Below are 23,840 nucleotides of genomic sequence, written 5' to 3'. Positions count from 1 at the left end.
GGACGCGCCGGCGGGGTCTGAGAAAGTGGAGGCATGCGCGCACAGGACAGTCGTACGGGTACCGGACATGTCGTCGTCGTCGGAGGTGGGATCGCCGGTCTGGCCGCCGCCCACCGTCTCCTCGACCGTGGCGCCCGGGTGACCGTCCTGGAGGCGTCCGACCGCGTCGGCGGCAAGCTGCTGCCCGGCGAGATCGCGGGCGCCCGCGTCGACCTCGGCGCCGAGTCGATGCTCGCCCGGCGCCCCGAAGCGGTCGCGCTCGCCCGCGACGTCGGGCTCGCCGACCACCTCCGGCCCCCCGCCACCGCGACCGCCTCCCTGTGGACCCGCGGCGCCCTGCGGCCCATGCCCAAGGGACACGTCATGGGCGTCCCCGGCACCGCCGCCGCCCTGCACGGAGTCCTGTCCGACGAGGGCCTGCGCCGCATCGAGCGCGACACCGAACTGCCCCGCACGGAGATCGGTGACGACGTGGCGGTGGGGGAGTACGTGGCGGCGCGCCTCGGCCGCGAGGTCGTCGACCGGCTGGTCGAGCCCCTGCTCGGCGGTGTCTACGCGGGCGACGCCTACCGCATCTCCCTGCGCGCCGCCGTCCCCCAGCTCTTCGAGGCGGCCCGCACCCACACCTCCCTGACGGAGGCGGTGCGCGCGATCCAGGCCAAGGCCGCCGCCCACCAGCAGACCGGCCCGGTGTTCATGGGCATCGAGGGCGGCGTCGGCCGACTCCCGCTCGCGGTCGCCGAGTCGGTGCGCGCGCGGGGCGGCGAGATCGTCACCGGCGCCCCGGTCACGGAGCTGCGTCGGACGCGGGGCACCGAGCCCGGCTGGCGCGTCGTGGCCGGAGACCGTGTGCTGCGCACCGACGCCGTCGTCCTCGCCCTGCCCGCCCCGGCCGCCGCCACCCTGCTGCGCGCCGAGTCACCGGCCGCGGCCACCGAGCTCGCCGGCGTCGAGTACGCCTCCATGGCACTGGTCACCCTCGCCTACCGGCGCGCGGACAGCACCCTCCCGGAGGGGAGCGGCTTCCTGGTCCCGCCCGTGGACGGACACACCATCAAGGCGTCCACCTTCGCCACCCGCAAGTGGGGCTGGATCGACGAGGAGAACCCCGGCCTGCTCGTCCTGCGCACCTCCGTGGGCCGGTACGGCGAGAGCGAGGTGCTGGGCCGCGACGACGCCGACCTCGTCGCCGTGTCCCGCCACGACCTGCGCGAGGCCACCGGCCTGACCGCCGAGCCCGTCGCCACCCGCGTCACCCGCTGGGACGACGGCCTGCCGCAGTACCCCGTCGGGCACCACACGCGGGTGGCCCGGATCCGCGCGCACGTCGCCGGGCTCCCCGGGCTCGCGGTCTGCGGCGCCGCGTACGACGGGGTCGGCATCCCCGCCTGCATCGCGAGCGCGTACGCCGCCGTGGACCAGCTCGGCGGGGACGGCGCCGGACTGGACGCGCTGACCAGGAACCCGGTGCAGAGCCTGCACGGCGGCGCGGGAGAATAGGCCCATGAGTGACGACGCCCCCGGCAAGATCCCGAACATCGGCAAGAAGGCCAAGGACCTCAACGAGGTCATCCGCTACACCCTGTGGTCCGTCTTCAGGCTGCGCGACGTGCTCCCCGAGGACCGTGCCGGATACGCCGACGAGGTCCAGGAGCTCTTCGACCAGCTCGCCGCGAAGGACGTCACCGTCCGCGGCACGTACGACGTGTCGGGGCTGCGTGCCGACGCGGACCTGATGATCTGGTGGCACGCCGAGACCGCCGACCAGCTCCAGGAGGCGTACAACCTCTTCCGCCGTACCCGGCTCGGCCGCGCCCTGGAGCCGGTCTGGTCGAACATGGCGCTGCACCGCCCGGCCGAGTTCAACCGCTCGCACATCCCGGCGTTCCTCGCCGACGAGACGCCCCGCGACTACATCAGCGTCTACCCGTTCGTGCGCTCCTACGACTGGTACCTGCTGCCCGACGAGGACCGCCGGCGCATGCTCGCCGACCACGGCAAGATGGCCCGCGGCTACCCGGACGTGCGCGCCAACACGGTCGCCTCGTTCTCCCTCGGCGACTACGAGTGGATCCTCGCCTTCGAGGCCGACGAGCTGTACCGCATCGTCGACCTCATGCGTCACCTGCGCGCCTCCGAGGCCCGACTGCACGTCCGCGAGGAGGTGCCGTTCTACACGGGCCGCCGCAAGGACGTCGCCGAACTGGTCGCGGGTCTCGCCTGACCGCGGTCCGGCGCGGAGCCGGGCGGCCTACGAAGCCCGCCCGGCATTCGAAGTCCGCCCGGCCTTCGTGTGCGGTGCCCGGTCGCCCGGCGCCGTCGGCTTCGGCTCGGCCGGGTGCGCGGCCGCCGGTCGCGGCTCCGCGCGCGGCGCGCACCGCGCGCGCCATTGCGGGAGGCGGCCCGTCAGCAGATACGTGTCGACGTAGTCGTTGACGCAGTGGTTGGGGCCGCCGGCGATCCCGTGGGTCCCGGCCCCGTTCTCGGTCACCAGGACGGAACCGGACAGCCGCCGCTGCAACTCCCGCGCTCCCTCGTACGGTGTGGCCGCGTCCCGCTCGGCCGCCAGGATCAGGGTCGGTGCCAGCACCCCGGGCAGCGTCCGGACGTCGAGGGGCTTCTGCCGGGGCACCGGCCAGTAGGCGCAGGGCAGGTTCATCCACACGTTGTCCCAGGTCTCGAACGGTGCCCTGCGTGCGAGCCGGGTGTTGTCGCGGTCCCAGGTGCGCCACTGGGTGGGCCAGGACGCGTCGTTGCACTCGACCGCCGTGTAGACGGCGCTCGCGTTCTCCGCCCCGACCGACGCCTCCGGACGCGCGGCCTGGTCGATCAGCGGCTTCGGGTCGCCCTTCAGATAGGCGGAGAGCGCCAGGGCACGCTGCGGCCAGAAGCCGTCGTAGTACCCCGCCTCCAGGAACGCGCCCTGCAACTGGGCCGGCCCCACCTTGCCGCCCGCGGGCGACGCGGCGAGCTGTGCCCGCGCCTTCTCGTAGCTGTGCAGCACCTCGTCGGGCGTGCTGCCGAGCCCGTACACCTCGTCGTGCCGGGCGGTCCACGCGCGGAAGTCGGCCCAGCGGCCCTCGAAGGCCGCGGACTGGTCGAGGTTGTTCCGGTACCAGATCCGGCCGGGGGCGGGGTTCACCGCCGAGTCGAAGACCATCCGGCGCACGTGCGAGGGGAAGAGCGTCGCGTAGAGGGCGCCGAAGTAGGTGCCGTACGAGGCTCCCATGAAGGTCAGCCTCCGCTCGCCGAGCGCGGCGCGCAGCACGTCGAGGTCGCGGGCGTTGTTGAGCGAGGTGTAGTGCCGGATCGTCTCGCCGGAGCGTTCCAGGCAGCCGCGGGCGTACGCCTGCGCCTCCGCGATGCGCTCCTTCTTGTACGACTCCGAGGGATACGTCGGCGCCTGGGAGGGCCCCTTCACGGAGCGCTTCGGGTCCTTGCAGGACAGCGGGGCCGAGCGGTCGACCCCGCGCGGGGCGTAGCCCACCAGGTCGTACGCCGCCGCGATCCGCTTCCACTCGGGCAGGGAGCCGAACAGCGGGAAGTACATGCCGGAGGCGCCGGGGCCCCCGGGGTTGTAGACGAGGGCGCCCTGCCGTGGCACCTGGTGCTTCGCGTTCCGCGCGTCCTTGCCGGTGGCCCTGGTCCGGCTGACGGTCAGTCTGATCTGCTTTCCGTCGGGGTGCGTGTAGTCGAGCGGCACGTCGACCGTGCCGCAGCGCAGGCCGGCGGGGAGTCCCGTCTCCTTGGCACAGGCCCCGAAGCGGATGCCGGCGGCGGCCGCGCGCGCGGCGGCCACGGCGGTACCGCGCGTCACGTCCGACGCCGTGAGGCCGGCGGGGTCCGGCCGGGCGGGGGCGCCGCCCGCGGGAGCGCCGGTGAAGGCGGTCAGGAGCAAGGACCCGGCGGTTCCGCAGAGGACGGCAGCTCTCATCGCGTATCCCTTCAGCGCACGGCAGCGACAGAGGGGATGTTTCGTTCGGTGGTGGGTGAAGTAAAGCACCGGGTGCCGGTGTCGGCCGCAATGACTCCTTTGCGCCCCCTCGGGCGCCGGTCAGCGCTGCCGTCCGGCCGTCCGGTCGCGGTGCGCGAACGCCGCGCGCAGCCCCGGCTCGCCGACCGCGCGGATGCCGCGTACGGCGACCGACGTGAGGTAGGTGCGGTCGTCGGCGGTGGCGTCGGTGTGCCGGGCGAGGGTGCCGAGCAGCCGCTGGCCGGCCGGGGAGGCCCAGCGCGTGTAGGGGTGGACCTCGATGCGGGCGATGGCGAGGCAGCTCAGCGTGAGGACGAGCGGGAGGGCGAACCAGACGGCGACCGGCACCTCGTCGGCGCGCGGCTGAGAGGGCATCAGGACGGCCACGGCGCCCAGCGCGAGGACGGCCGCCGAGGCGGCCTGGACCTGGCGGACGGCGCCCGCGACGGTGGTGCGGGCGCCGTCGGGCACGGCGAGGCCGGCGGCGACGAGACGGTCGGCGAGGCGGTGCACCGAGTCCGCGGCGGCCGTCGTCGCCCGTACGGGCGCTATCCGGGACTGCCCCTCCGGGCCTATCGCGCCGAGCACCGAACGCTCCATCTCGTCCCGCCCGCGCGGGTCCACGACCGTCGCCCAGCCCGTGTGCGCGAGCAGCAGGCGGCGCTGACGGGCCATCGACACCAGGGTCAGATCGGCGACCCTGGCCGGGCCGCCGGAGAGGAACGCCGCCTCGTAGAGCGTGAGGTGGTGTCCGTGCGCCGCGTCGGCGTCGACCGCCGCGGCCCGTACGGCGGCCAGGCACAGCCGGACGCAGGACGTGCCGGCCGCGGCCCAGGCCAGGAGCAGGAGAAGGACCCAGAACATGGCGTGTTTCTATGCGACCCGGGCAGCCCGGCGCCACGGTCTGTTCACGATGTGGACGGAGCGTTGTGGGTCTGTGACGTTCGGGTGCCGCGTCAAGTCGCCGTGCGGCGGCGGAGGGTCAGCTCCTGCCGCGGGAGGCGGCCGGGGGGAGGGGATAGGTCGCCGACGGGGTGACGGGGACGGGGGTGCCCGGAGAGTTTGTGGGGCCCGGCGGGGCCGGAGAGGCGGTGAGCGGCGGCGGCGCGGCCGTCGCGGCGTCCCGGGCGAGTGCGTCGAAGTCGACGTACCCGGTGGCCTCGAGGACCTTGATGTGGTCGAGCACCGTGGTGTTGGCGTCGTCGGCGAGCTCCCGTACGAGGGAGTTGCGGGTGTTCGCGCGGACCTGGGCGACGACGGCGAAGACCTTGCCGTGAGCCCTGCGCAGGATGTTCGCGAACTTCCGGTCGTAGTCCGTGCCGTGCGCCGCCTCGAGCGTGGCCAGCCAGCCGCGCTGCTGCGCGTTGGGCTGGTTCGGCAGGTCCAGACCGAGCCGGGCGGCGACGTCGCGGACGCGGGCGTCCAGGAAGGTGTGGCCCTCGACGAGGTGCCCGCCGGCCGTCCGTACGGCCTGGGTGGTGCCGCGTTCCTCGGCCTGCTGGCCCGCGGGCAGTTCCCACAGCCCGGCCAGTCTGACCTTGGTGACGAACTCCCGGTCCAGCCCGGACAGCGGACCGAACCGCGTCGGCACGCTCTGGGTGTTCAGGGAGTCCAGACCGGTGCCGGAGCGGTCCGCGTACGACCAGATCGGGAAGACCAGCGCGATGAGGGTCGCCGTGAGGGCGGCGATGATGAGTCCTGTCCCACTGACCGGTCCGGTGCGGTTGATGGATCGCATGGTGTCTCCAGTTGCGGCACCGCACGCTGGTGCGCTTCGGGTGCGGATTGGCATGTTACTGCGGGCATCACGCCACCATCCGTACGGGAAGAAAGGGTTGACGATCGGGAGGAATGACGTCGGACAGGACGTGTCGGACAGGGTGCGGACCGGTCGAAAATCTCGTAAACCCGGCGCGTCGTCCGGCCGGCCGGGGTGCGGTGTTAACCCCGGCACACTCCAGGGGGCGGACCGCGCCGACGGTGGGGCTCCGGGGTGGGGAGGGACGGGTCAGTGGCGCAGCAGCGCGCGGCGGGTGGCGCGGGCCAGCCGGGCCGCCGGCCGCTGCGAGCGGGGCGCCGGACCGGAGCGCTCCAGCCACCAGTCGCGCAGCAGATGCCGTGTCCGCGCGTCACGCGGCTGCCCGGCGAGCAGCAGGTGCTCGGCGAAGTCCAGCGCGTCGCGCCGGTAGCCACCGGTCATCGGACGGCCCTGCGCGTACCCGAGGAAGGCGGTCCGGTAGCCGTCGCCGAGCAGCTCCGGCAGCTCCGCCGCCACCTTCGCGACGACATCCGCGCGCTTGGCCGCGAGGGCCCGCGCCTGCACTCCCGTCCGCGCCCGGTCGAACCCCTCGGGCACCGGGGTCCCCGCGACGAGCGCGGAGAGCAGGGCGGCCTGCGCGAGGGCGAGACGCTGACGGGCGGGCGCGAGGCCGGGGTCGGGGACGGGAGGCGAGGCGGAGTCGAGGCCGGGGTCGGGGCGGGCAGGGGGAGCGGGCGCCCGGTCGGGGCCGGGGGCGTGGTCGGCGGCGGGAGTGGGCGTGAGGTCGGGGCCGTGGTCGGCGGCGGCAGTGGGCGCGCCGGTGAGGGCGGACGTGCCGGACGCGGCCGGCACGGGCGACGGCTCGCTCTCCGCGGTGCCGTTCACCCCTGCGGTGGCCCCGGCCTTCTCCAGCGTCCCCCTGATCGCCGCCAGTTCCCTCTCCAGCTCGCCCGGCTCGGGAAAGTTCTCGTCGCGTTCCAGGAGGACCCCCGGCGGGGTCACCCGGGACGCCAGGTCGGCCAGGATGTCGAGGACCGGGCGGGGTACGGGGTGGGCGTGGCTGTCGTGCCAGACGCCGTCGCGTTCGAAGCCGCCGGCGACATGCACGTAGGCGATGGCCTCGACGGGGAGTTCGTCGAGGGCCCTGGCCGGGTCCTCGCCGCGGTTGACGTGGTTGGTGTGGAGGTTGGCGACGTCGATGAGCAGGCGTACCCCGGTGCGGTCCACCAGGTCGTACAGGAACTGGCCCTCGGTCATCTCCTCGCCCGGCCAGCAGAGCAGCGCGGCGATGTTCTCCACGGCCAGCGGGACGGGAAGCGCGGCCTGCGCGATCCGGACGTTCTCGCACAGCACGTCCAGCGCGTCCCGGGTGCGCGGCACCGGCAGCAGGTGCCCCGCCTCCAGCGACGGCGACGCGGTGAGGGCGCCGCCCGCCCGAACGAACGCGATGTGCTCCGTGACCAGCGGCGCACCCAGCAGCTCGGCACGCTCGGCGAGGGCGGCGAGACGCGACTCGTCGGGGCGGTCCGCGCCGCCGAGGCCGAGCGAGACGCCGTGCGGCACCACCGTGACGCCCCGCTCGCGCAGTCGCCGCAGCGACTCGGGCAGGTGCCCGGGACACAGGTTCTCCGACACGGCCTCGACCCAGTCGATGCCGGGCATGTGCTCCACGGCCTCGGCGATCTCGGGCCGCCACCCGATTCCCGTTCCCAGTCGCCCCAGTTGCGTCATGTCCCCTCCTCCGTCACGCCCTGCCGGCCCTGCCCTCGTCTCCCCACGACGGACCCGTCCCGCGGTGTGACGGGGTCATGGCCCCGGGACGGCGGGCCCAATCCAACAGGGCGGACGTTCAGAGCAACATTTGAGGTTCCGTCCGGACCCCCACGGCCCCCGGCTACGGCAGCACGTCGTCCGGGTCGGAAGGCTCCGGCCGGGCGGTGGCGACCTGGCCCGGCGCCGCGGGAGACGGGCTCGACGAGGTGGTGACGCCGGGGTTCGGCCGCACCGGCGGCACGGAGGGCACCGTCGCCCCGGCGGCCGGTGCCGCGGGCCCGGTCGGGCTGGCGGTCGAGAGGGCCGCCGTGTCGTTGGCGATGGCGTCGAAGTCGACGTTCCCGGTCTTCTCCAGCACCGTGATGTGGTCGAGCACGGTCTGGTTGGCGTCCGTGGCCAGCTGCCGGACCAGCGAGTTGCGGGTGCTGTTGCGCACCGCGCCGATCGCCGGGAAGATCTTGCCGTGCGCGGCCCGCAGGAGATTCGCGAACTTCTGCTCGTACTCCTTGCCGGTGGCCGCGGTCAGCTCCTGCAGCCAGCCCTGCTGTTGCGCGTTGGGCTGGTTCGGCAGTGCGACGTTGAGCTGGGCCGCGACGACCCGCACCCGCTTGTCGAGGTCGGTGTGGCCGACGACCAGGTGGTCGCCCGCCTCCTTGACGGCGTCGGTGGGCGCCCGTTCGATCGCCTGCTGTCCCGCCGGCAGTTCCCAGAGACCCGCCAGGCGCACTCGTACGATCAGATCGCGGTCGGAGGCGGACAGAGGCCCCCACTGTGTGTTCACCGTCCCCGCCGCCAGATTCGCCTGTCCCGTGCCCGCGCGGTCGGCGTACGACCACACGGGGAACGCGAGCGCGCCGACCGTGGCGACGAGTGCCGCGATGACGAGCGCCGAACCATTGATACGCCGCAAAATGAGCCTCCCCGGGGAAACCAACTGCTCGTTGGAAACCTGTACTTGGCCAGCGACATGAGGTACGTGAGGGGCGGCGGGAATGTTCAAGCGCGTCTAAAGCGATGGCCCGGTTACGGTCAAATCCGCTGGTCGTCCCCGTCGGAGAAACCGGCGCTGCCGAACCGTCAGGTGGTCGAGCCGGCCGGTGCGTGCAGAGTCCGGCGGACCGCGTCGCGGAGCCAGTGGTGGCCCCCGTCGGCCGCGTGACGCGGGTGCCAGGCCATGCCGATGGTCAGGGGCGGCAGGGGCAGCGGGATGTCGAGAAGGCGCAGGCCGAGGACGGTGGCGACGTCGGTCAGCGGGGAGGGGGCGGCGCCGGTAGGTGCGACGGGCAGGAGGCAGACGGCGTCGCTGCGGGCGGCGAGCGTCATCGCGGCCAGGTGGCTGGGCAGGACGACGGCGACCCGCCGGTGGAGGTTCCGCTCGGCCAGGGCGGTGTCCAGGGGGCCGGTGAACCGGCCGCGCCGGCTCACCACGACGTGTTCGGCGGCGGCCAGCCGGTCCGGGGTCAGGGGGCCCTCGGTGAGGGGGTGGCCGGGTCGGACCGCCGCCGCCATCCGGAGGGTGACCAGTTCCTCGACCCGGGTCTCGGGGTCGACGTGGTCGATGGATCCGACCTCCAGGTCGACCCGGCCGTCGCGCAGGGCCGGTCCGGCCTCCCACTCCTCGGCCCGGAACCGCAACGAAACCCCAGGCGCCTCCTCCCGGGCCAGCCGCAGCAACCCGGGGGCCAGTGCCGCGCCGACCAGGTCGGCCGACTGGAGGGTGAAGGTGCCGCGCAGCACGGCGGGGTCGACGCCGGTGCCGGGAGTGAGCAGTGCGCCGAGGCTGCGCACCACCGAGGCGGCCTCGTCGCGCAGGGCCTGTGCTCGGGGGGTGGGGACCATGGTCTGGCCGGCCCGGACCAGAAGGGGGTCCTGCAGGATGCGCCGCAGGCGCGCGAGCGTGCGGCTCATGGCTGCCGGGGACGTGTGCAGGCGGGCGGCGGCGCGGGTGACGCTCTGCTCGGCCAGCAACGCGTTCAGCGCGACGGCGAGATTGGCGTCGAGGACAGGCTCCGGACTGCTGCTCATGGGCATAATTCCATTTCAGACAATGATTCCCTGCTGAAGTTCCCATTGTGGCAACACCATGGCCTCCGCAGGATGAGGGACGTACCGATCCGGCACGACCCACGAGGTTTTCATGATCGTCATCACCGCTCCCACCGGGAACATCGGCCGCCACCTGCTGCCCCTGCTCCTGGAGTCCGCCCCCGCCCACGACGAGGAACTGCGCGTCGTCGTACGCGACCCCGCCCGGCTGCCCGACGCGGTGCGCGAACGCGTCGAGGTGATCACCGGCTCGCACGGCGACGCCGATGTCGTCGACCGGGCCTTCGACGGTGCCGACGCCGTGTTCTGGCTCGTCCCCCCGGACGCCACCCTGCCCCCGCACGACGCCTACCGCGGCTTCACCGGCCCCGCCGCGAAGGCCCTCGTCGCCCACGGTGTCGGCCACGTCGTCGGCGTCTCCGCGCTCGGCCGCGGCACCGCGCTCGCCGACCGCGCGGGACTCGTCACCGCTTCCCTCGCCATGGACGACCTCATCGCCGGCACCGGCGTCGCGTACCGGGCCCTGGCGAACCCCTCCTTCTTCGAGAACATCCTGGAGGAGGCCGCATCCATCCGGGACAAGGGCGTCTTCACCGACGTCGTCGAGGCCGACCGCAAAGCCCCCCTCGTCGCCGTCGCCGACATCGCGGCCGTCGCCGCCCGCCTGTTGCTGGAGCGCGCGTGGACCGGCAGCGACAGCGTCCCGGTCCTCGGGCCGCAGGACCTGTCCCCCGACGACCTGGCCCGCATCATGAGCGAGCGGCTCGGCCGTCCCGTCCGCTACGAGCGCCTGCCGCTCGGCGAGCTGTACACCACCCTCGTCGGCCACGGCCTCGACGAGGCGTTCGTCCAGGGCATCGTCGACATGAAGCGGGCCAAGGACGAGGGTCTCGACGCGGGCGTCGCCCGCACCCCGGACAACGCCTCCCCCACCACCTTCGAACAGTGGTGTGCCCAGACCCTCAGGCCCGCCGTCCTCTCCTGAGGACGCACCACCCCGTCACCGGGACCCGAGATGCCCACCGCACCGAAACCGTCCGCCACTTGGGAGTCGCCCGTCATGCCCGCCGGGGGAACCACACCACCCGTCACCGCGTTCATGCTCATCAAGACCACACCTGAGTGGCTCGCCATGACCCCTCAGGAACGGATGAACGCCTTCACCACCCGGGTCGTCCCCGCGATCAAGGCCAGGACCACCGGCGTCCGGTCACGCTTCTACGACACGGAGTTCTACTCCACCCGCGTCACCGACGTCTGGGTCTGGGAAGCCGACGACCACGGGGCCTACCAGCTCCTCGTCGACGCGCTGCGCGAAACCCCGTTCTGGGACCGCTACTTCGAGATCGTCGACCTCCTCGTCGGTACCGAGAACGGCTACGCCCGTACCTACGGCCTCGACCCCGTCGCCACCGTCACCACCTGATACTCCGCCCGGAACGCGATGCCCGTGTCCTCCGGCCCCACCGGGCCCGGGGGCATCGGCGCGGGGCGGCGCGACGCGGAGAAGCGCCCGGCCCGTGACCGCCGTCAGCGCGGGAGGGACCTGACGCGGTCCACCCCTTCGACCACGACGGTCTCCCCGGGCGCGATCTCCGTGAAGCCCGCGTCGCGGACCAACGGCATCCCGGACACGACGAGTTCACCCCAGCGGTCCTGGTCCGCGGTGCGGACGGCGAGCGGGAGACCGGCGTCGCGCCAGGCGGCCCGCGCCTCGTCCGACAGCTCCCACCAGGCCAGTTGGGCGCCGTGCCCGACCTGCGCCATCGTCTTGCCGGCGGACATGTCGAGATGAGGGTTGAGCCACAGCGTCGGTGCGGTGGTGTCGGCGTCCACCGGAGGCTCCGGATCGTCGAGCTCCGTACCCGAGACCTGGAGCCGGGCGAGATCCTTCGGCCAGCCGTCCAGCGGGACCGGCGGGAAGACCCGTACCTCGGCCGACTTCCCGGTCACCGTGATGCCGGGCAGCGCCTCGGCCCGCCGCCACTCCGCACCACGCGCCCGCCGTACGACCTTGCGGATCCGGGCGTCCTGCCAGTCCCGCATGGCCTGCGCCCACTCGCCGTCCCCCAGCGACCGCTCGTCGCCGAGGATCGTCAGCACGGCGCGGGCCGCGGTCTCCAGCGCGTCCGTGCGCGCCGGGGGAGCGGCCCTCTCGATGCGCACGACCATGGGCAGCACGAACTGCGGTGCCTCGTCGCGTGCGATGCGCTCGTCGCGGAAGGGACTGTCGCCGGATGTGGTGGGGTCGCTGCTCACCTCCCCAGTGTGCCAGGCCGAAGATCCGTTCTTCGGCGTGTGCCGTCGAGGGCCTGCGCGAGGATGACCGCATGACCAACGCTCTACGACTGGAGGGCATCGGACGCCGCTACGGGCTCCGGGCTCCTGGATCCTGCGCGGCGTCGACCTCGACGTCACCCCCGGCACACTGATCCGCGTCGAGGGAGCCAACGGCACCGGCAAGTCGACCCTCCTGCGTCTCCTCGCCGGGATCGACGCGCCCACCGAGGGCCGGATCACCGGGCGCCCGCGTACGGCCCACGTCCCCGAACGGTTCCCCGCGGCGCTCCCCTTCACCGCGTCGGGATACCTCACCCACCTCGGCGCCGTCCACGGCCTGGCCCGCCCGGCCGCCGCCCGCGCGGCCGGGGAGTGGCTGGAGCGGCTGGGCGCCGCCGCGTACGCCGGTACGCCGATGGCGGAGCTGTCCAAGGGCAGCAGCCAGAAGGTGGCCGTCGCGCAGGCCCTGCTCGCCGCGCCGGAACTCCTCGTCCTCGACGAGGCCTGGACCGGCCTCGACGCCGCCGCCCGCGCCGAACTCGAACGCGCCGTCGCCGAACGCACCGCAGCCGGGGGAGCGGTGGTGTTCGTCGACCACGACCCACGGCGGCTCGCCGGGTCGCCGGACGCGACGTACACCGTGATCGGCGGCGCCCTCGAGCACCGTCCCCGGGCGGCCGCCCCGACACCGGAGGGACCGCACGTCCTCGTCGAGGTCCAGGGGCCGCCGGACACCGCACCGCCGGCCGACGCGGTACGCCTCGCCACCTCGGTCGACGGGACGGCGCCGGGCCCGGTGCGGCTGACCGTCCCGGCGTCCCGCTCGGACGTCCTGCTGCGCGCCCTGCTGACGGCACACCCGCCGTGGCACGTGGTGAGCGTGGAGCCGGGAGACGCGGAGCCGGGACGCGTGGCGCCGGGAGGTGCGGAGCCGGGACGCGTGGCGCCGGGAGGCGCGGAGCCAGGAACCGCGGAGTCAGGATCCGGGGAGCCGGGGTCCGTGGAGACGGGGTCGGTGGAGCCCGGAGCCATGCACGACGCCCCGCAGGACGACGTACCGCCGCTCGGAACCGGAAGCCGCCGATGACCGCCCTCCTGCGCTACCAGACCGCCCTTCTCCTGCGCTCCCAGCGCTGGCTTCCTCCGTTCGTCCTGTACGCGGCCTTCCTCGGGATCGGCGTCCAGAGCAGACAGCCGGTGCTCGATTCGCTCGGCTACGCGGCCGCCGCGGTGCTCCCCGTCGCCGCCTGGCTGGTCCGGGTCTGCGCCACCAACGAGCCGCCCGCGGCCCGCGGTTGTACGAGCGCGGCGGCCGGCCCCGGCCGGGCCCACCTCGCCTGTCTGCTCGTCGCGCTGGCGACGGCGGTACTCATCGGCGCCGCGGCCACCCTGGTCGTCACGTTGATCAGCGATCCGACGAGCACGGACCACCAGAAGCGGGTGCCGGTGCTCGCGGCGGCCGGCGCCGGACTGCTCGTCGCGCTGGTGTGCGCCCTGCTCGGCACGGCGGTCGGCGCGCTCACGACCTGGCCGCTGCTGCGCACGCCGGGACGCGCGGTTCCGGCGATGCTGCTGGTGGTGCTGCTCGCCCTGGTGGCACCGGGCTCACCGGCGCGGGCGGCGCTGACGGACCTGATCAGCGGCTCGCGGACGGGCGCGGTTCCCGCTCCGCTGCTGCCGCTGACGGGCGCCGCGCTGCTCACGGCGGCGGCGCTCGCGGCGGCCTGCGCGCTCACCTCACGCCGGTCGCCCTGACGGACGGCCGCGGCGAGGGACACCGCGGCGGAGGCCTCCGCGACCGGGGGCCTCCGCGACCGTGGGCCTCCGGGGTCGGGGCCTCCGCGATCGGGGGGCGTCCGGGGCGGCGGTCACGCGGAGCCCGACGGTCACCCGGAGCGGCGGCGGTCACAGGGACCCGGTGGTCACCCGGAGCACGCCGTCCGCTGTGCCTCCTGCCAGGCGCAGACGGGGCACAGCGTGATCCCCTTGTACGACTCCGGGTACTCCGTCGGCTTCCGGCACAGCACGCACTCGGCGAACGGCGGGCCGGTCTCCGCGGGGGCGGCCGGCGCACCCGGGGTGCCGCAGTAGTCCTCGCTCATGGGCCCAGCGTACGGCGGACGGCCATGACACCTACCGGTGCTGGTCCGTCGCCCCGATCAGGTCGGACACCTTGACGAAGCGGAAACCCTTCTTCCGCAGTTCGGGGACGATCGTCCGCAGCGCCCGCTCGGTCGCCGGAGCCGCACTCCGCGTGCAGTGCATGACGACGACGGAGCCGGGCTTCACCCCCTCCAGGACCTGCCGTGCCACCGCGTCGGAGTCGGTGGCGAACGCGTCCCCGCTCACCACGTCCCACTGCACGGCGGTCACGCCGACCGCGCTCAGGGTCCGCAGGGCCCGCTGGTCGTAGCACCCGCCGGGGAAGCGGAAGTACGGCATCGGGTGGGGCACGCCCGCCCTCCTGAACGCGGCGTACGCCTTTTCCACGTCCGCCCGCATCCCGTCCTCGGAGACGGTCGGCAGCCCGTAGCAGTCCTTGGTGAAGGCGTAGTGGCTGTACGAGTGGTTCGCGACCTCGAAGAGGGGGTCCCGCCCGATGGCCCGCGCCTCCGCCGGGTACTGGTCGGCCCAGCGTCCCGTCATGAACACGGTCGCCGGCACCTTGAACGCGCGGAGCGTGTTGATCAGCCGCGGGTTGTCGAAGTGTTCCCCGCCCGCTGCCCGGGGACCCTGGTCCGCCGTCATGTCCGCGTCGAAAGTCAGGGCGACGGTCCTGCCCAGGGCGCGCGGGCCGTTCGTGAAGACCGGTGTCAGTCCACCGGGGCCCGGGGCCAGCGTGGGCGGCCGTGAGGGCACGGCGTTGCCGGAGGCCGACGCGGGGGGACCCGGTGGGGCCGGCTTCGGGGTCCCGGGGGCCCCGGAGGTCCCGCAGGCGGCGAGAGTGACTCCCAGGGCCCCGAGGGCGAAGGCGGCGACGATGCGGCGTACTGGAATCATCACAGGACGACGATATCTAGGTAAATGTGACTATCGGGTCATCGATGTGTGAGTCGGGCGGATGGGACGGGGGAGCCACCCGTCCGGCTGCCCCGGACCGTCCGGGCGCGGCTCAGCCCTGGGCCAGCTCCGCCACCTGCTGCCACTTCTCCCACGTCGCCAGGCGCTGCTCGTAGTCGGCCTTCGCGATGCCCAGCGGCGCCGTGCCGAAGAAGCAGCGCAGGGGCGGCTCGGCGGCATCCACGAGTTCCAGCACGGCCGCGGCGGACGCCTGCGGGTCGCCCGGGGTGCCCACGCGCTCGCGGCGCTGCACCTGTACCTGCTCGTGGTACTCGGCGTACGCCGGCAGCTGCTTCGACGTGCTCGACGAGGAGCCGGCCCAGTCGGTGGCGAACCCGCCGGGCTCGATCAGGGTGACCTTGATGCCGAACGGCGCCACCTCCTGGGCCAGCGACTGGCTGATCCCTTCGAGCGCCCACTTCGACGCGTGGTAGATGCCGACCAGCGGGAACGCGCTGATGCCGCCGATGGAGGAGACCTGAAGGATGTGACCGCTGCCCTGCTCGCGCAGGAACGGCAGTGCCGCCTGGGTGACCCACAGCGCCCCGAACAGGTTCGTCTCCAGCTGCGCGCGAGCTTCCGCCTCCGTGAGTTCCTCGACCATCCCGAAGTGGCCGTAACCGGCGTTGTTGACCACCACGTCGAGGCGTCCGAACCGCTCGTGCGCCTGGCGCACGGCGGCGAAGTCGGCGTCCCGGTCCGTGACATCGAGCCGCAGGGGCAGGAACCGCTCACCGTAGGTCGCGGCGAGATCGTCCAGGGTGGACAGGTCGCGGGCCGTGGCGGCGACCGAGTCACCGCGTTCCAGCGCCGCGATCGCCCACTCCCGGCCGAAGCCCCGTGAGGCACCGGTGATGAACCAGATCTTCTGCGTCATGGTGTGCTCCTCGTGAAACCCGACGCCCACTCCGTCGAGACGCCGTGGTGCTTCCTCGCCAGGGAACACCTTGGAGTGCGCTCCATGGCAACTCCGGCCACCTGGGACGCTCCCGAATGCGCCGAGTAGCCCCCGCGGGCGTGGATCAAACGCTCTTCAGCAACTGTTCCCGGTACTCGGTCACGTCGAAGGAGGCCTTCGGGTACCGCGGGTCCAGCGCTTCGAGGTGCTCCAGGAGCAGCGTGCCGATCGCCCAGTTCCGGTACCACTTGCGGTCGGCGGGCACCACGAACCACGGCGCCCCGGGCGTGGAACAGCGCTCGAGCGCGATCTCGTAGGCCTTGCGGTACTCGGGCCACAGCGCGCGGTCCTCGATGTCGCCGGTGCTGAACTTCCAGTGCTTCGCCGGATTGTCGAGACGTCGCAGCAGGCGGCGGCGCTGCTGCTCGTAGGAGATGTGAAGAAAGCACTTCACGACCGTGACGCCGTCGTAGGCGAGGGACTCCTCGAAGCGGTTGATCTCCCGGTAGCGGCGGGCGATCTCCTTGTGCGGGGCCAGCCCGCGGACCCGGGCGACCAGGACGTCCTCGTAGTGCGAACGGTCGAAGATGCCGATCTCGCCCGCTTCGGGGAGCGCCCGCCTGATCCGCCACAGGAAGGAGTGCTTGCGTTCCTCGGGGGTCGGAGCCTTGAAGGCGCGGATACGGCAGCCGGCCGGATTGAACATCCCGGCGACGTGCTTCACGGTGCCGCCCTTACCGCTGGTGTCCATGCCCTGCAGGACCAGCAGTACCCGCCGCCGGTCGCCCGCCGTGCTCGCAGCCCACAGGCGTTCCTGCAGGTCGGCGAGGCCTTCGCGCATGCCCGCGATGGCGGCGAGACCGGCGGTTTTGCCGTCCTGCCAGGCGGGGGTGTCCCGGGCGTCGTACGAGGTGAGGTCGACGCCCGCGCCGTCCGGAAGGCGCAGCAGCGCGCTGAGCCGGGCGGGCCCGCCGGCCTCCACCCGCCCACCGGCTTCCCCGTGCCCGACCGCCTTCTTCGGCCCGCCGCCGTCCTTCTTGCCCACCGCGCACCCCTTCCGGCCGTGTTCCTCGATGGTGCGTCGGGAGGCCGGGCCCCGCTACTCACGGCCGGGGCTGCCGACGAGGCGGGACGTGCGACGCGGTGGCTCGGTCGAGCGGGCCGGCGCCGTGGTCGTGGACGGTCGACGGGGTGCGGTGGCGGTACCTCCCCCGAGGGTCGGGGGCCGGGCGCGGGGGGCCGAGGGCCGAGGGTCGAGGTCGAAGCGGGGCCGTCGCGTCGGCGCGGGCGGGTGGCCGGCGGCGGCATCCTGAGAATCCTCACTTGTCACCCCAACTCGGCTGCATGTGGCGGAAGTTCGCGGTAGGTGAGCGAGCGGGGGCGGGGGGTGGGGGCAGGTGAGGGCGGTGCGTGCACCGACAGGCCGCGGCGCTCGGCGCGGCAAGGGGAGCCGTGGGATCCGGCCCGGGGCCCGGCCGCGCCCCAATTCCTCGACCGGGCAGGTGAATTAAGGCGCGTTGCGGTGGCCCCGTCCCGGGGCGCGAGTCACCCGTTCGCTCGGTTTGACTTACATGTCCCACATGTCTAGGTTGGATGGAGATCGAACGAGATAGGCGCCTTTTGCCTGGTAAAAGGCGGACAATTGCATCTCCGATCGGCGGCCAGACCGTCGCCGAGTTGTTCGACGGACGGGTGCCCCGCCGCAGGTTCCGCTGACGCGGAAGCCTCGGTCGGCCCGATGCCACGCTTGTCGCGTGTGAGTCGACGACGGCAACTCCCGTTCATTCCATGGCCGATGTACCGGGCCCTTTCGCGGACGCAGCCAGTGCCACACCGGCGCCGGGGCGGCATCGCGGTCACCAGGACATGGACCCGTCAACGCTCCCTGGAAGGGGAAAGCACCATGCGGGTAAGCAAAGTAACGATCTTCAGGCTGCTTGCCGGCCTGTTCGCCACTCTGGCTCTGGCCATCGGTGGAGCGGGCGTAGCGAGTGCCGCGACCACCAGCACCCACACCCAAGCAGTGGCATCCGACTTCAACTATGGCGGCCACGGTGGCGGCGGCTGGGGCGGCGGCGGCTACGGCGGCTACGGTGGCTACGGCGGCGGCTGGGGCGGCGGCGGCTGGGGCGGCGGTCACGGCGGCTGGGGCGGCGGCGGCTGGGGCGGCGGTCACGGCGGCGGCTGGGGCGGCGGCGGCTGGGGTGGCTGCTGACACCTGAGAGAAACAACGCACCAGGAGCCGGAGTCGGCAACGACTCCGGCTCCTGCCTGTTGCTGAACGGCCCGTGGCCCACCGGTCCGTGGCGGGAGCCCGTGGCCCACCGGTCCGCGGCGGGAGAGAACGGCAGAGGGGTGGCGGGCGATACGCGGTCTCCCGGGGGGCCGCCGGAACCCCACGTATCGCCCGTGTCACTCCCCGTCGTCGCGAATCCCGTCGCGGAGTTCGTCGGACTCGTCGCGAAGTTCGGGTGCTGGTGCCGGAGTTGAGGTCGGGGGCGAGGGCGGGGTCGCCGGTGACCCCGGCTGAGGCTGGGCCCGCTCCAGGAACCGCAGCAGTTCGACGGGGAAGGGCAGGACGAGTGTGGAGTTCTTCTCCGCCGCCACCGCCACCACCGTCTGCAGCAGCCTCAGCTGCAACGCGGCCGGCTGCTCGGACATCACCCCGGCGGCCTCCGCCAGCTTCTTCGACGCCTGCAGTTCCGCGTCCGCGTTGATGATCCGGGCCCGCCGCTCCCGGTCGGCCTCGGCCTGCCGGGCCATCGACCGCTTCATCGTCTCCGGCAGCGAGACGTCCTTGATCTCCACCCGGTCGATCTGCACGCCCCAGCCCATGGCCGGACTGTCGATCATCAGCTCCAGGCCCTGGTTGAGCTTCTCGCGGTTGGAGAGCAGGTCGTCGAGGTCGCTCTTGCCGATGATCGAGCGCAGCGAGGTCTGCGCCATCTGCGAGACCGCGAAGCGGTAGTCCTCGACCTGGATGATCGCGTCGGCCGCGTCCACCACCTTGAAGTAGATGACCGCGTCCACCCGCACCGTGACGTTGTCCCGGGTGATGCCGTCCTGCGCGGGCACCGGCATCGTGACGATCTGCATGTTGACCTTGCGCAGCTTGTCCACGCCCGGGACGACCAGGGTGAACCCCGGTGGGCGTACACCACCCCTGAGCCGCCCGAGCCGGAGGACCACACCCCGTTCGTACTGCTTGACGACCCGGGCCGCGGCCGCGACGTACACCAGCCCCGCGGAACCGACCGCCACCGCGGTCACCAGGATTTCCTGGAGCATGACGACCCCCTTTCGAGTCGCCCGCTGCGCCTGAGCGCACCAAGCCCGATACCCGAATTTTACGCCGGTGGGGCCGGGCGCGATCACGCCGTACGCCCGCGTCGTCCGCACCGCCCCGAGCGGGGCCGACCCGGCGTCACACCCTCGGGGAGGGCGGCGGAGAGGGCGGGAACTACGCCTCCACGAGTCCCTTGGCGTCCCGTGCGAGGGCGGTCAGCCGGGATATCGCGCGGAAGTACTTCTTGCGGTAGCCGCCGTTCAGCATCTCCTCGCTGAAGAGCGTGTCGAAGGGCCTGCCGGAGGCGAGGACGGGCACCTCACGGTCGTAGAGCCGGTCGGCGAGCACCACCAGCCGCAGTGCCGTCGACTGGTCCTTGACCGGCTGGACGTCCGTGAGGCAGACGGCCCTGAGGTCGTCCGTGAGCGCGCCGTAGCGGCTCGGGTGCACGCGGGCGAGGTGGTCGAGCAGATGCGGGAAGTCGTCGAGGGACGCGCCCGCGGTGGCGTACGCGGCCTTGGTGACCTGCTCGTCGGTGAACGGGGCAGGGGCCTCGGGCAGCCCCCGGTGGCGGTAGTCCTCGCCGTCGATGCGCAGCGGACGGAAATGCGCGGACAGACCCTGGATCTCCCGCAGGAAGTCGGCCGCCGCGAACCGGCCCTCGCCGAGCTTGCCCGGCAGCGTGTTCGAGGTGGCGGCGAGCGCGACCCCCGCGTCGACCAGCTTGCCGAGCAGGGTGGAGACGAGGACGGTGTCGCCCGGGTCGTCGAGTTCGAATTCGTCGATGCACAGGAGCCGGTGGCCGGAGAGCGTCTGCACGGTCTTCTGGAAGCCCAGCGCGCCGACCAGGTTCGTCAGCTCCACGAAGGTGCCGAAGGCCTTGAGCGAGGGCTCCGCGGGGGTCGCGTGCCACAGGGAGGCGAGCAGATGGGTCTTGCCGACTCCGTAGCCGCCGTCGAGGTAGACGCCGCGGGGGCCGGCGGGGGTTTTCGGCGTCCTGCCCCTGCCGAAGCCGAAGAGGCCCCGTTTCGCCCCACCCACGGCGTGTGCCCCGCCGAGACCGGCCGCGAAGTCCGCGAGGACGCGTACGGCCTCGGTCTGGCTCGGCTGGTTCGGGTCCGGAATGTACGTTTCGAAGCGCACCGAGTCGAAGCGCGGCGGCGGCACCATCTCGGCGACGAGCCGGTCCGCGGGCACGTGCGGCTCGCGGGCGCACAGGGACAGAGGGGCTGCCTCGGGTATCGGTTCGATCCCGGAGGCGGGGGTGGAGGACGACACGGTCAACCACTCTAAGCGCCGTGCCACACTGCACGACATGCGACGCCTGTTCCCTGTGACCTACGAAACAGCAGCCCAGGGCGCGGCCGGGGCTTCCGTTACCCCTGGTACGCCCGGTGCGCGCGGTGCGGACGCGACGGACCGCGAGTGGGGGCTCCTGGAGCTGGCGGAGGTGTACGCGTACCCGGACGCCCGTGCCGACGGCGTCCGTGCGCCCTGGCTGCGGGCCAACATGGTCTCCACGCTCGACGGCGCCGCCCAGCACGAGGGGAAGTCCCAGGGCATCTCCAGCGCCGCCGACATGCGGATCTTCGGGGTGCTGAGGGCGCTCGCGGATGTCGTGGTCGTCGGTGCGGAAACGGTACGCCAGGAGGGGTACCGCCCGGCACGCGCGCGTGCGGAGTTCGCGGGCTCGCGGGAGGCGTCCGGGCAGGGCCCCGCGCCCGCGATCGCCGTCGTCACGGCGGGCCTGGACCTGGACTTCTCGCTCCCGCTCTTCACCACGCCCCTGGTGCCCACGCTGATCCTGACGGGGGCCGCGGCGGCGCCGGACCGGGTGGCGGCCGCGGAGAAGGCGGGTGCCGAGGTGGTGTTCGCCGGTGAGGGCACCGGAGTGGACCCCGCACGGGCCGTACGGGCCCTCGCCGACCGCGGGCTGACCCGGCTGCTCACGGAGGGCGGCCCGCGACTGCTGGGCCAACTGGTGGCGGCCGGGGTGCTCGACGAACTGTGCCTGACGGTGTCCCCGACTCTCACCGCGGGCGGCGCGCAGCGGATCGCCGGCGGCCCCTCGACGGAGGTCCCGAAGCGGTTCGAACTGGCGTCCTTGCTGGAAGAGGCCGGGTTCCTGTTCACCCGATACCGTCGATCCTGACCGGCCGTCGGAAGATCCAGTTCCGTTTAACTTCCGCTGGGCACACTAAATCTCGCAGACCCCGTGCGATCACGGGGCAGGATGGTTTCCGCAGGGGGCCAGGGAGTCCCACGGAGGAGAAGGGCGTCTGTAGTGTTCACAAGCGTATTGATGATCGAGAAGGCCCTGACGTCCGCCGATATCGAATTTGTCACCACTTTGCACGGTGACGAGACGGTCGCGTTCCATGTGCTGCTCCAGCCGCGGGGCGACCAGGCGGACCGGCTGCTGCGGGCCATCGACGACGTGGCGCTGGGCGAGCTGGACGAGGCGGCCCACGAGCGCGAGACCCCGGAGGGCGAGGAGGCGGCCGGACAGGGGCAGCGGGCGCTGGAGGTGTCGCTGGTGGCACTGCGTGCCTCCGGCAGCGAGGCCGAGGGCCGGCTCATCGAGGACCACCCGCTGGACGCTCTGAAGGGGCTGGTCGACGAGATCGACGCCGACGAGGTCATCGTGCTGACCGACCCGCACTACGTCGAGGAGTTCTTCCACCGGGACTGGGCCTCGCGCGCCCGCCACAAGGTCGGCGTGCCGGTGCTGAAACTGTTCTCGCACAGCAAGGCATAGGCTGGGCCCTCACCGGCGTACCGCGCCGGACGCACCGCGGCGGCGGTCGCACGACCCGTCGCCACACCTCTTGTCGCAATTCTTGTCGCACCACCTGGGGAGAGACACGCATGGCACCCGGCCTTCCTACCGCCATGGACCGACCGCACTTCATCGGGATCGGCGGAGCCGGGATGTCGGGCATCGCGAAGATCCTGGCGCAGCGCGGGGCGAAGGTGGCGGGCAGCGACGCGAAGGAGTCCGCGACCGCCGAGGCCCTGCGCGCGCTGGGAGCCACGGTCCACATCGGGCACGCCGCGGACCACCTGGCCTCCGACGCCACCTGTGTGGTCGTCTCCTCCGCGATCCGCGACGACAATCCGGAGCTGGCCCGCGCCGCCGAGCTGGGTGTCCCGGTGGTCCACCGTTCGGACGCCCTCGCCCGGCTGATGGACGGCCTGCGCCCGATCGCGGTCGCGGGCACGCACGGCAAGACCACGACGACGTCGATGCTGGCGGTGTCGCTCTCGGAACTGGGGCTGCGGCCCTCGTACGCGATCGGCGGCGACCTGGACGCCCCCGGCTCGAACGCGCTGCACGGTGAGGGCGAGATCTTCGTCGCCGAGGCCGACGAGTCGGACCGGAGCTTCCACAAGTACGCGCCCGAGGTCGCGATCGTCCTCAACGTGGAGCTGGACCACCACGCCAACTACGCCTCCATGGACGAGATCTACGAGTCCTTCGAGACGTTCGCGGGCAGGATCGTCCCCGGCGGCACCCTGGTGATCTCCGCGGACAACGAGGGCGCGCGCGAGCTGACGCGGCGGCTGCCGGCCGACGTGCGCGTGGTGACGTACGGCGACTCGGCGGACGCGGACGTCCGTGTGCTGTCCGTCGTCCCCCAGGGCCTGAAGAGCGAGGTGACGGTGGACCTCGACGGCGCGGAGCTCACCTTCACGGTCTCCGTTCCCGGCCGCCACTACGCGCACAACGCGGTGGCCGCGCTGGCGGCCGGCGTGGCGCTGGGCGTCCCGGCGTCCGAGCTGGCCCCCGCGCTGGCCTCCTACACCGGAGTGAAGCGCCGCCTCCAGCTGAAGGGGGAGGCGGCGGGTGTGCAGGTCGTCGACTCGTACGCGCACCACCCGACGGAGATGACGGCGGACCTGGAGGCGATGCGCGCGAGCGTCTCCGGCCGCATCCTGGTCCTGTTCCAGCCGCACCTGTTCTCCCGCACCCAGGAGCTGGCCAAGGAGATGGGCGAGGCCCTGTCGCTGGCGGACGCCTCCGTGGTCCTCGACATCTATCCGGCCCGCGAGGACCCGATCCCGGGCGTCACCAGCGACCTGATCGTCGAGGCGGCGCGGGCGGCGGGCGCGGACGTGACGCCGGTCCACGACAAGGCGGAGGCCCCCTCGGTCGTCGCGGGAATGGCGAAGCCCGGTGATCTCGTTCTCACCATGGGCGCGGGTGACGTGACCGATCTCGGCCCCGAGATCCTGGCCCGCCTGTCGAAGTAGTCACAGCGTTTGTAAGGGGTTGAGCTTCATGTCGTACGACATCGAAAAGCCGGACGAGCAGTGGCGCGCGGAGCTGACCCCGGCCGAGTACACCGTTCTGCGCCGTGCGGGCACGGAGCCGGCGTTCACCGGGGAGTACACCGACACCAAGACCAAGGGCGTGTACTCCTGTCGCGCCTGCGGTGCCGAGCTGTTCACCTCCCACGAGAAGTTCGAGTCGCACTGCGGCTGGCCGTCTTTCTACGACCCGAAGGACTCCGACTCGGTCGAGCTGATCGAGGACCGCTCGCACGGGATGACGCGGACCGAGGTGCGCTGCTCCCGCTGCGGATCGCATCTCGGGCACGTCTTCGAGGGCGAGGGGTATGCGACCCCGACCGATCAGCGGTACTGCATCAACAGCATCTCGCTGCGGTTGACGGAGGACGAGGGCTGAGCCGTCCCGCATTCCGGCGCCGGAACCACCGCTCTGGCGTCGGGAGCTGCCCGCACGTGGCCACGCCGATCACTT

General features: G+C 72.8%; 23 protein-coding genes and 1 pseudogene. 11 read left to right on the top strand and 13 right to left on the bottom strand.

Annotated elements, in window-relative coordinates; translation table 11 throughout:
- The first annotated feature begins 33 nt into the window (after window positions 1-33).
- Together hemG and hemQ are read left to right on the top strand one after the other, a co-directional pair.
- On the top strand, window positions 34-1,500 hold the full coding sequence (gene hemG / locus OG199_RS12260) for a protoporphyrinogen oxidase (RefSeq protein WP_405829494.1): 1,467 nt from the start codon (window positions 34-36) through the stop codon (window positions 1,498-1,500).
- Between the two features lie 4 nt (window positions 1,501-1,504).
- Window positions 1,505-2,224, top strand: coding sequence for a hydrogen peroxide-dependent heme synthase (hemQ, locus tag OG199_RS12255; protein ID WP_266702479.1), 720 nt, complete (start codon window positions 1,505-1,507; stop codon window positions 2,222-2,224).
- A gap of 27 nt (window positions 2,225-2,251) precedes the next feature.
- Here hemQ and OG199_RS12250 read toward each other — a convergent pair whose 3' ends face one another.
- The 6 genes from OG199_RS12250 to OG199_RS12225 form a co-directional block, all read right to left on the bottom strand.
- Window positions 2,252-3,934: an alpha/beta hydrolase gene (locus tag OG199_RS12250; RefSeq protein WP_405829492.1), complete on the bottom strand. Its 1,683-nt coding sequence runs from the start codon at window positions 3,932-3,934 to the stop codon at window positions 2,252-2,254.
- Window positions 3,935-4,054: 120 nt separating this feature from the next.
- A complete protein-coding gene (locus OG199_RS12245; RefSeq protein ID WP_401801329.1) occupies window positions 4,055-4,837 on the bottom strand; it encodes a TIGR04222 domain-containing membrane protein in 783 nt (260 codons plus the stop codon).
- Window positions 4,838-4,955: 118 nt separating this feature from the next.
- The gene (locus OG199_RS12240) at window positions 4,956-5,711 is read right to left on the bottom strand and encodes a DUF4142 domain-containing protein (RefSeq protein ID WP_356798656.1); all 756 of its coding nucleotides are present in this window, start codon (window positions 5,709-5,711) and stop codon (window positions 4,956-4,958) included.
- A 270-nt stretch (window positions 5,712-5,981) separates the two neighbouring features.
- Window positions 5,982-7,463, bottom strand: a complete 1,482-nt coding sequence (locus OG199_RS12235; protein WP_405829490.1) for a DUF692 domain-containing protein — start codon at window positions 7,461-7,463, stop codon at window positions 5,982-5,984.
- A gap of 163 nt (window positions 7,464-7,626) precedes the next feature.
- Complete coding sequence (locus OG199_RS12230; RefSeq protein ID WP_405829488.1) at window positions 7,627-8,415, bottom strand: DUF4142 domain-containing protein; 789 nt, start codon at window positions 8,413-8,415, stop codon at window positions 7,627-7,629.
- A gap of 167 nt (window positions 8,416-8,582) precedes the next feature.
- Complete coding sequence (locus tag OG199_RS12225) at window positions 8,583-9,536, bottom strand: LysR family transcriptional regulator (RefSeq protein ID WP_405829486.1); 954 nt, start codon at window positions 9,534-9,536, stop codon at window positions 8,583-8,585.
- Window positions 9,537-9,642: 106 nt separating this feature from the next.
- Between OG199_RS12225 and OG199_RS12220 the strand changes: the two genes are divergently transcribed.
- Both OG199_RS12220 and OG199_RS12215 read left to right on the top strand, forming a co-directional pair.
- A complete protein-coding gene (locus OG199_RS12220) occupies window positions 9,643-10,536 on the top strand; it encodes an NAD(P)H-binding protein (RefSeq protein WP_356798648.1) in 894 nt (297 codons plus the stop codon).
- Window positions 10,537-10,611: 75 nt separating this feature from the next.
- Window positions 10,612-10,977: a darcynin family protein gene (locus OG199_RS12215; protein WP_405829484.1), complete on the top strand. Its 366-nt coding sequence runs from the start codon at window positions 10,612-10,614 to the stop codon at window positions 10,975-10,977.
- A gap of 104 nt (window positions 10,978-11,081) precedes the next feature.
- Here OG199_RS12215 and OG199_RS12210 read toward each other — a convergent pair whose 3' ends face one another.
- Window positions 11,082-11,810: a peptidyl-tRNA hydrolase gene (locus OG199_RS12210; RefSeq protein WP_405829483.1), complete on the bottom strand. Its 729-nt coding sequence runs from the start codon at window positions 11,808-11,810 to the stop codon at window positions 11,082-11,084.
- A 71-nt stretch (window positions 11,811-11,881) separates the two neighbouring features.
- Here OG199_RS12210 and OG199_RS12205 point away from each other — a divergent pair.
- Together OG199_RS12205 and OG199_RS12200 are read left to right on the top strand one after the other, a co-directional pair.
- Window positions 11,882-12,717 (top strand): annotated as a pseudogene (locus OG199_RS12205) (ATP-binding cassette domain-containing protein); the annotation flags it as partial.
- Between the two features lie 197 nt (window positions 12,718-12,914).
- Entirely contained in the window at window positions 12,915-13,586 is a 672-nt protein-coding gene (locus OG199_RS12200; RefSeq protein WP_405829481.1) for an ABC transporter, read from the top strand.
- A gap of 167 nt (window positions 13,587-13,753) precedes the next feature.
- On the opposite strand, the gene OG199_RS12195 is transcribed toward OG199_RS12200, so the two are convergent.
- From OG199_RS12195 to OG199_RS12180, 4 genes are all read right to left on the bottom strand, one after another.
- Window positions 13,754-13,933 carry a hypothetical protein gene (locus tag OG199_RS12195; RefSeq protein WP_405829480.1) on the bottom strand — a complete coding sequence of 60 codons (180 nt, stop codon included), beginning with the start codon at window positions 13,931-13,933 and terminating at the stop codon, window positions 13,754-13,756.
- Window positions 13,934-13,964: 31 nt separating this feature from the next.
- Window positions 13,965-14,831 (bottom strand): polysaccharide deacetylase family protein, encoded by an 867-nt coding sequence (locus OG199_RS12190; RefSeq protein WP_405834509.1) that lies wholly within the window; start codon window positions 14,829-14,831, stop codon window positions 13,965-13,967.
- A 112-nt stretch (window positions 14,832-14,943) separates the two neighbouring features.
- Entirely contained in the window at window positions 14,944-15,768 is an 825-nt protein-coding gene (locus OG199_RS12185) for an SDR family oxidoreductase (RefSeq protein ID WP_401801311.1), read from the bottom strand.
- A 145-nt stretch (window positions 15,769-15,913) separates the two neighbouring features.
- Complete coding sequence (locus OG199_RS12180; protein WP_405834507.1) at window positions 15,914-16,771, bottom strand: PPK2 family polyphosphate kinase; 858 nt, start codon at window positions 16,769-16,771, stop codon at window positions 15,914-15,916.
- 921 nt (window positions 16,772-17,692) lie between these two features.
- On the opposite strand from OG199_RS12180, the gene OG199_RS12175 reads away from it, so the two are divergent.
- Window positions 17,693-18,004 carry a hypothetical protein gene (locus OG199_RS12175; protein ID WP_405829478.1) on the top strand — a complete coding sequence of 104 codons (312 nt, stop codon included), beginning with the start codon at window positions 17,693-17,695 and terminating at the stop codon, window positions 18,002-18,004.
- 197 nt (window positions 18,005-18,201) lie between these two features.
- On the opposite strand, the gene OG199_RS12170 is transcribed toward OG199_RS12175, so the two are convergent.
- Both OG199_RS12170 and zapE read right to left on the bottom strand, forming a co-directional pair.
- Entirely contained in the window at window positions 18,202-19,077 is an 876-nt protein-coding gene (locus OG199_RS12170) for a slipin family protein (RefSeq protein WP_405829476.1), read from the bottom strand.
- Between the two features lie 172 nt (window positions 19,078-19,249).
- Window positions 19,250-20,392 (bottom strand): cell division protein ZapE, encoded by a 1,143-nt coding sequence (zapE, locus tag OG199_RS12165; protein WP_405829475.1) that lies wholly within the window; start codon window positions 20,390-20,392, stop codon window positions 19,250-19,252.
- On the opposite strand from zapE, the gene OG199_RS12160 reads away from it, so the two are divergent.
- The 4 genes from OG199_RS12160 to msrB all read left to right on the top strand — a co-directional run bounded on the left by OG199_RS12160 (window position 20,391) and on the right by msrB (window position 23,765).
- On the top strand, window positions 20,391-21,227 hold the full coding sequence (locus OG199_RS12160) for a pyrimidine reductase family protein (RefSeq protein WP_405829473.1): 837 nt from the start codon (window positions 20,391-20,393) through the stop codon (window positions 21,225-21,227). The genes zapE and OG199_RS12160 overlap by 2 nt on opposite strands.
- A 132-nt stretch (window positions 21,228-21,359) precedes the next feature.
- Window positions 21,360-21,833: an indole-3-glycerol phosphate synthase gene (locus tag OG199_RS12155; protein ID WP_401801300.1), complete on the top strand. Its 474-nt coding sequence runs from the start codon at window positions 21,360-21,362 to the stop codon at window positions 21,831-21,833.
- Window positions 21,834-21,943: 110 nt separating this feature from the next.
- Window positions 21,944-23,329: a UDP-N-acetylmuramate--L-alanine ligase gene (gene murC, locus OG199_RS12150; protein ID WP_356798626.1), complete on the top strand. Its 1,386-nt coding sequence runs from the start codon at window positions 21,944-21,946 to the stop codon at window positions 23,327-23,329.
- A 28-nt stretch (window positions 23,330-23,357) separates the two neighbouring features.
- Window positions 23,358-23,765: a peptide-methionine (R)-S-oxide reductase MsrB gene (gene msrB, locus OG199_RS12145; protein WP_266702513.1), complete on the top strand. Its 408-nt coding sequence runs from the start codon at window positions 23,358-23,360 to the stop codon at window positions 23,763-23,765.
- The last annotated feature ends 75 nt before the right edge of the window (window positions 23,766-23,840 follow it).

The organism is Streptomyces sp. NBC_01176 (genome assembly GCF_045039825.1).
Classification (GTDB): domain Bacteria; phylum Actinomycetota; class Actinomycetes; order Streptomycetales; family Streptomycetaceae; genus Streptomyces.
This window is presented reverse-complemented; position numbering and strand designations above follow the sequence as displayed.

What these genes read in the sequence shown, in the direction of transcription:
- OG199_RS12235 (WP_405829490.1), bottom strand. Translation starts at nt 7,463, where the DNA reads ATGACGCAACTGGGGCGACTGGGAACGGGAATCGGGTGGCGGCCCGAG.
- OG199_RS12170 (WP_405829476.1), bottom strand. Translation starts at nt 19,077, where the DNA reads ATGCTCCAGGAAATCCTGGTGACCGCGGTGGCGGTCGGTTCCGCGGGG.
- OG199_RS12175 (WP_405829478.1), top strand. Translation starts at nt 17,693, where the DNA reads ATGCGGGTAAGCAAAGTAACGATCTTCAGGCTGCTTGCCGGCCTGTTC.
- OG199_RS12225 (WP_405829486.1), bottom strand. Translation starts at nt 9,536, where the DNA reads ATGCCCATGAGCAGCAGTCCGGAGCCTGTCCTCGACGCCAATCTCGCC.
- OG199_RS12215 (WP_405829484.1), top strand. Translation starts at nt 10,612, where the DNA reads ATGCCCGCCGGGGGAACCACACCACCCGTCACCGCGTTCATGCTCATC.
- OG199_RS12250 (WP_405829492.1), bottom strand. Translation starts at nt 3,934, where the DNA reads ATGAGAGCTGCCGTCCTCTGCGGAACCGCCGGGTCCTTGCTCCTGACC.
- zapE (WP_405829475.1), bottom strand. Translation starts at nt 20,392, where the DNA reads ATGTCGTGCAGTGTGGCACGGCGCTTAGAGTGGTTGACCGTGTCGTCC.
- murC (WP_356798626.1), top strand. Translation starts at nt 21,944, where the DNA reads ATGGCACCCGGCCTTCCTACCGCCATGGACCGACCGCACTTCATCGGG.
- OG199_RS12200 (WP_405829481.1), top strand. Translation starts at nt 12,915, where the DNA reads ATGACCGCCCTCCTGCGCTACCAGACCGCCCTTCTCCTGCGCTCCCAG.
- OG199_RS12185 (WP_401801311.1), bottom strand. Translation starts at nt 15,768, where the DNA reads ATGACGCAGAAGATCTGGTTCATCACCGGTGCCTCACGGGGCTTCGGC.
- OG199_RS12220 (WP_356798648.1), top strand. Translation starts at nt 9,643, where the DNA reads ATGATCGTCATCACCGCTCCCACCGGGAACATCGGCCGCCACCTGCTG.
- OG199_RS12195 (WP_405829480.1), bottom strand. Translation starts at nt 13,933, where the DNA reads ATGAGCGAGGACTACTGCGGCACCCCGGGTGCGCCGGCCGCCCCCGCG.
- OG199_RS12240 (WP_356798656.1), bottom strand. Translation starts at nt 5,711, where the DNA reads ATGCGATCCATCAACCGCACCGGACCGGTCAGTGGGACAGGACTCATC.
- hemG (WP_405829494.1), top strand. Translation starts at nt 34, where the DNA reads ATGCGCGCACAGGACAGTCGTACGGGTACCGGACATGTCGTCGTCGTC.
- hemQ (WP_266702479.1), top strand. Translation starts at nt 1,505, where the DNA reads ATGAGTGACGACGCCCCCGGCAAGATCCCGAACATCGGCAAGAAGGCC.
- OG199_RS12160 (WP_405829473.1), top strand. Translation starts at nt 20,391, where the DNA reads ATGCGACGCCTGTTCCCTGTGACCTACGAAACAGCAGCCCAGGGCGCG.
- OG199_RS12245 (WP_401801329.1), bottom strand. Translation starts at nt 4,837, where the DNA reads ATGTTCTGGGTCCTTCTCCTGCTCCTGGCCTGGGCCGCGGCCGGCACG.
- OG199_RS12190 (WP_405834509.1), bottom strand. Translation starts at nt 14,831, where the DNA reads ATGATTCCAGTACGCCGCATCGTCGCCGCCTTCGCCCTCGGGGCCCTG.
- msrB (WP_266702513.1), top strand. Translation starts at nt 23,358, where the DNA reads ATGTCGTACGACATCGAAAAGCCGGACGAGCAGTGGCGCGCGGAGCTG.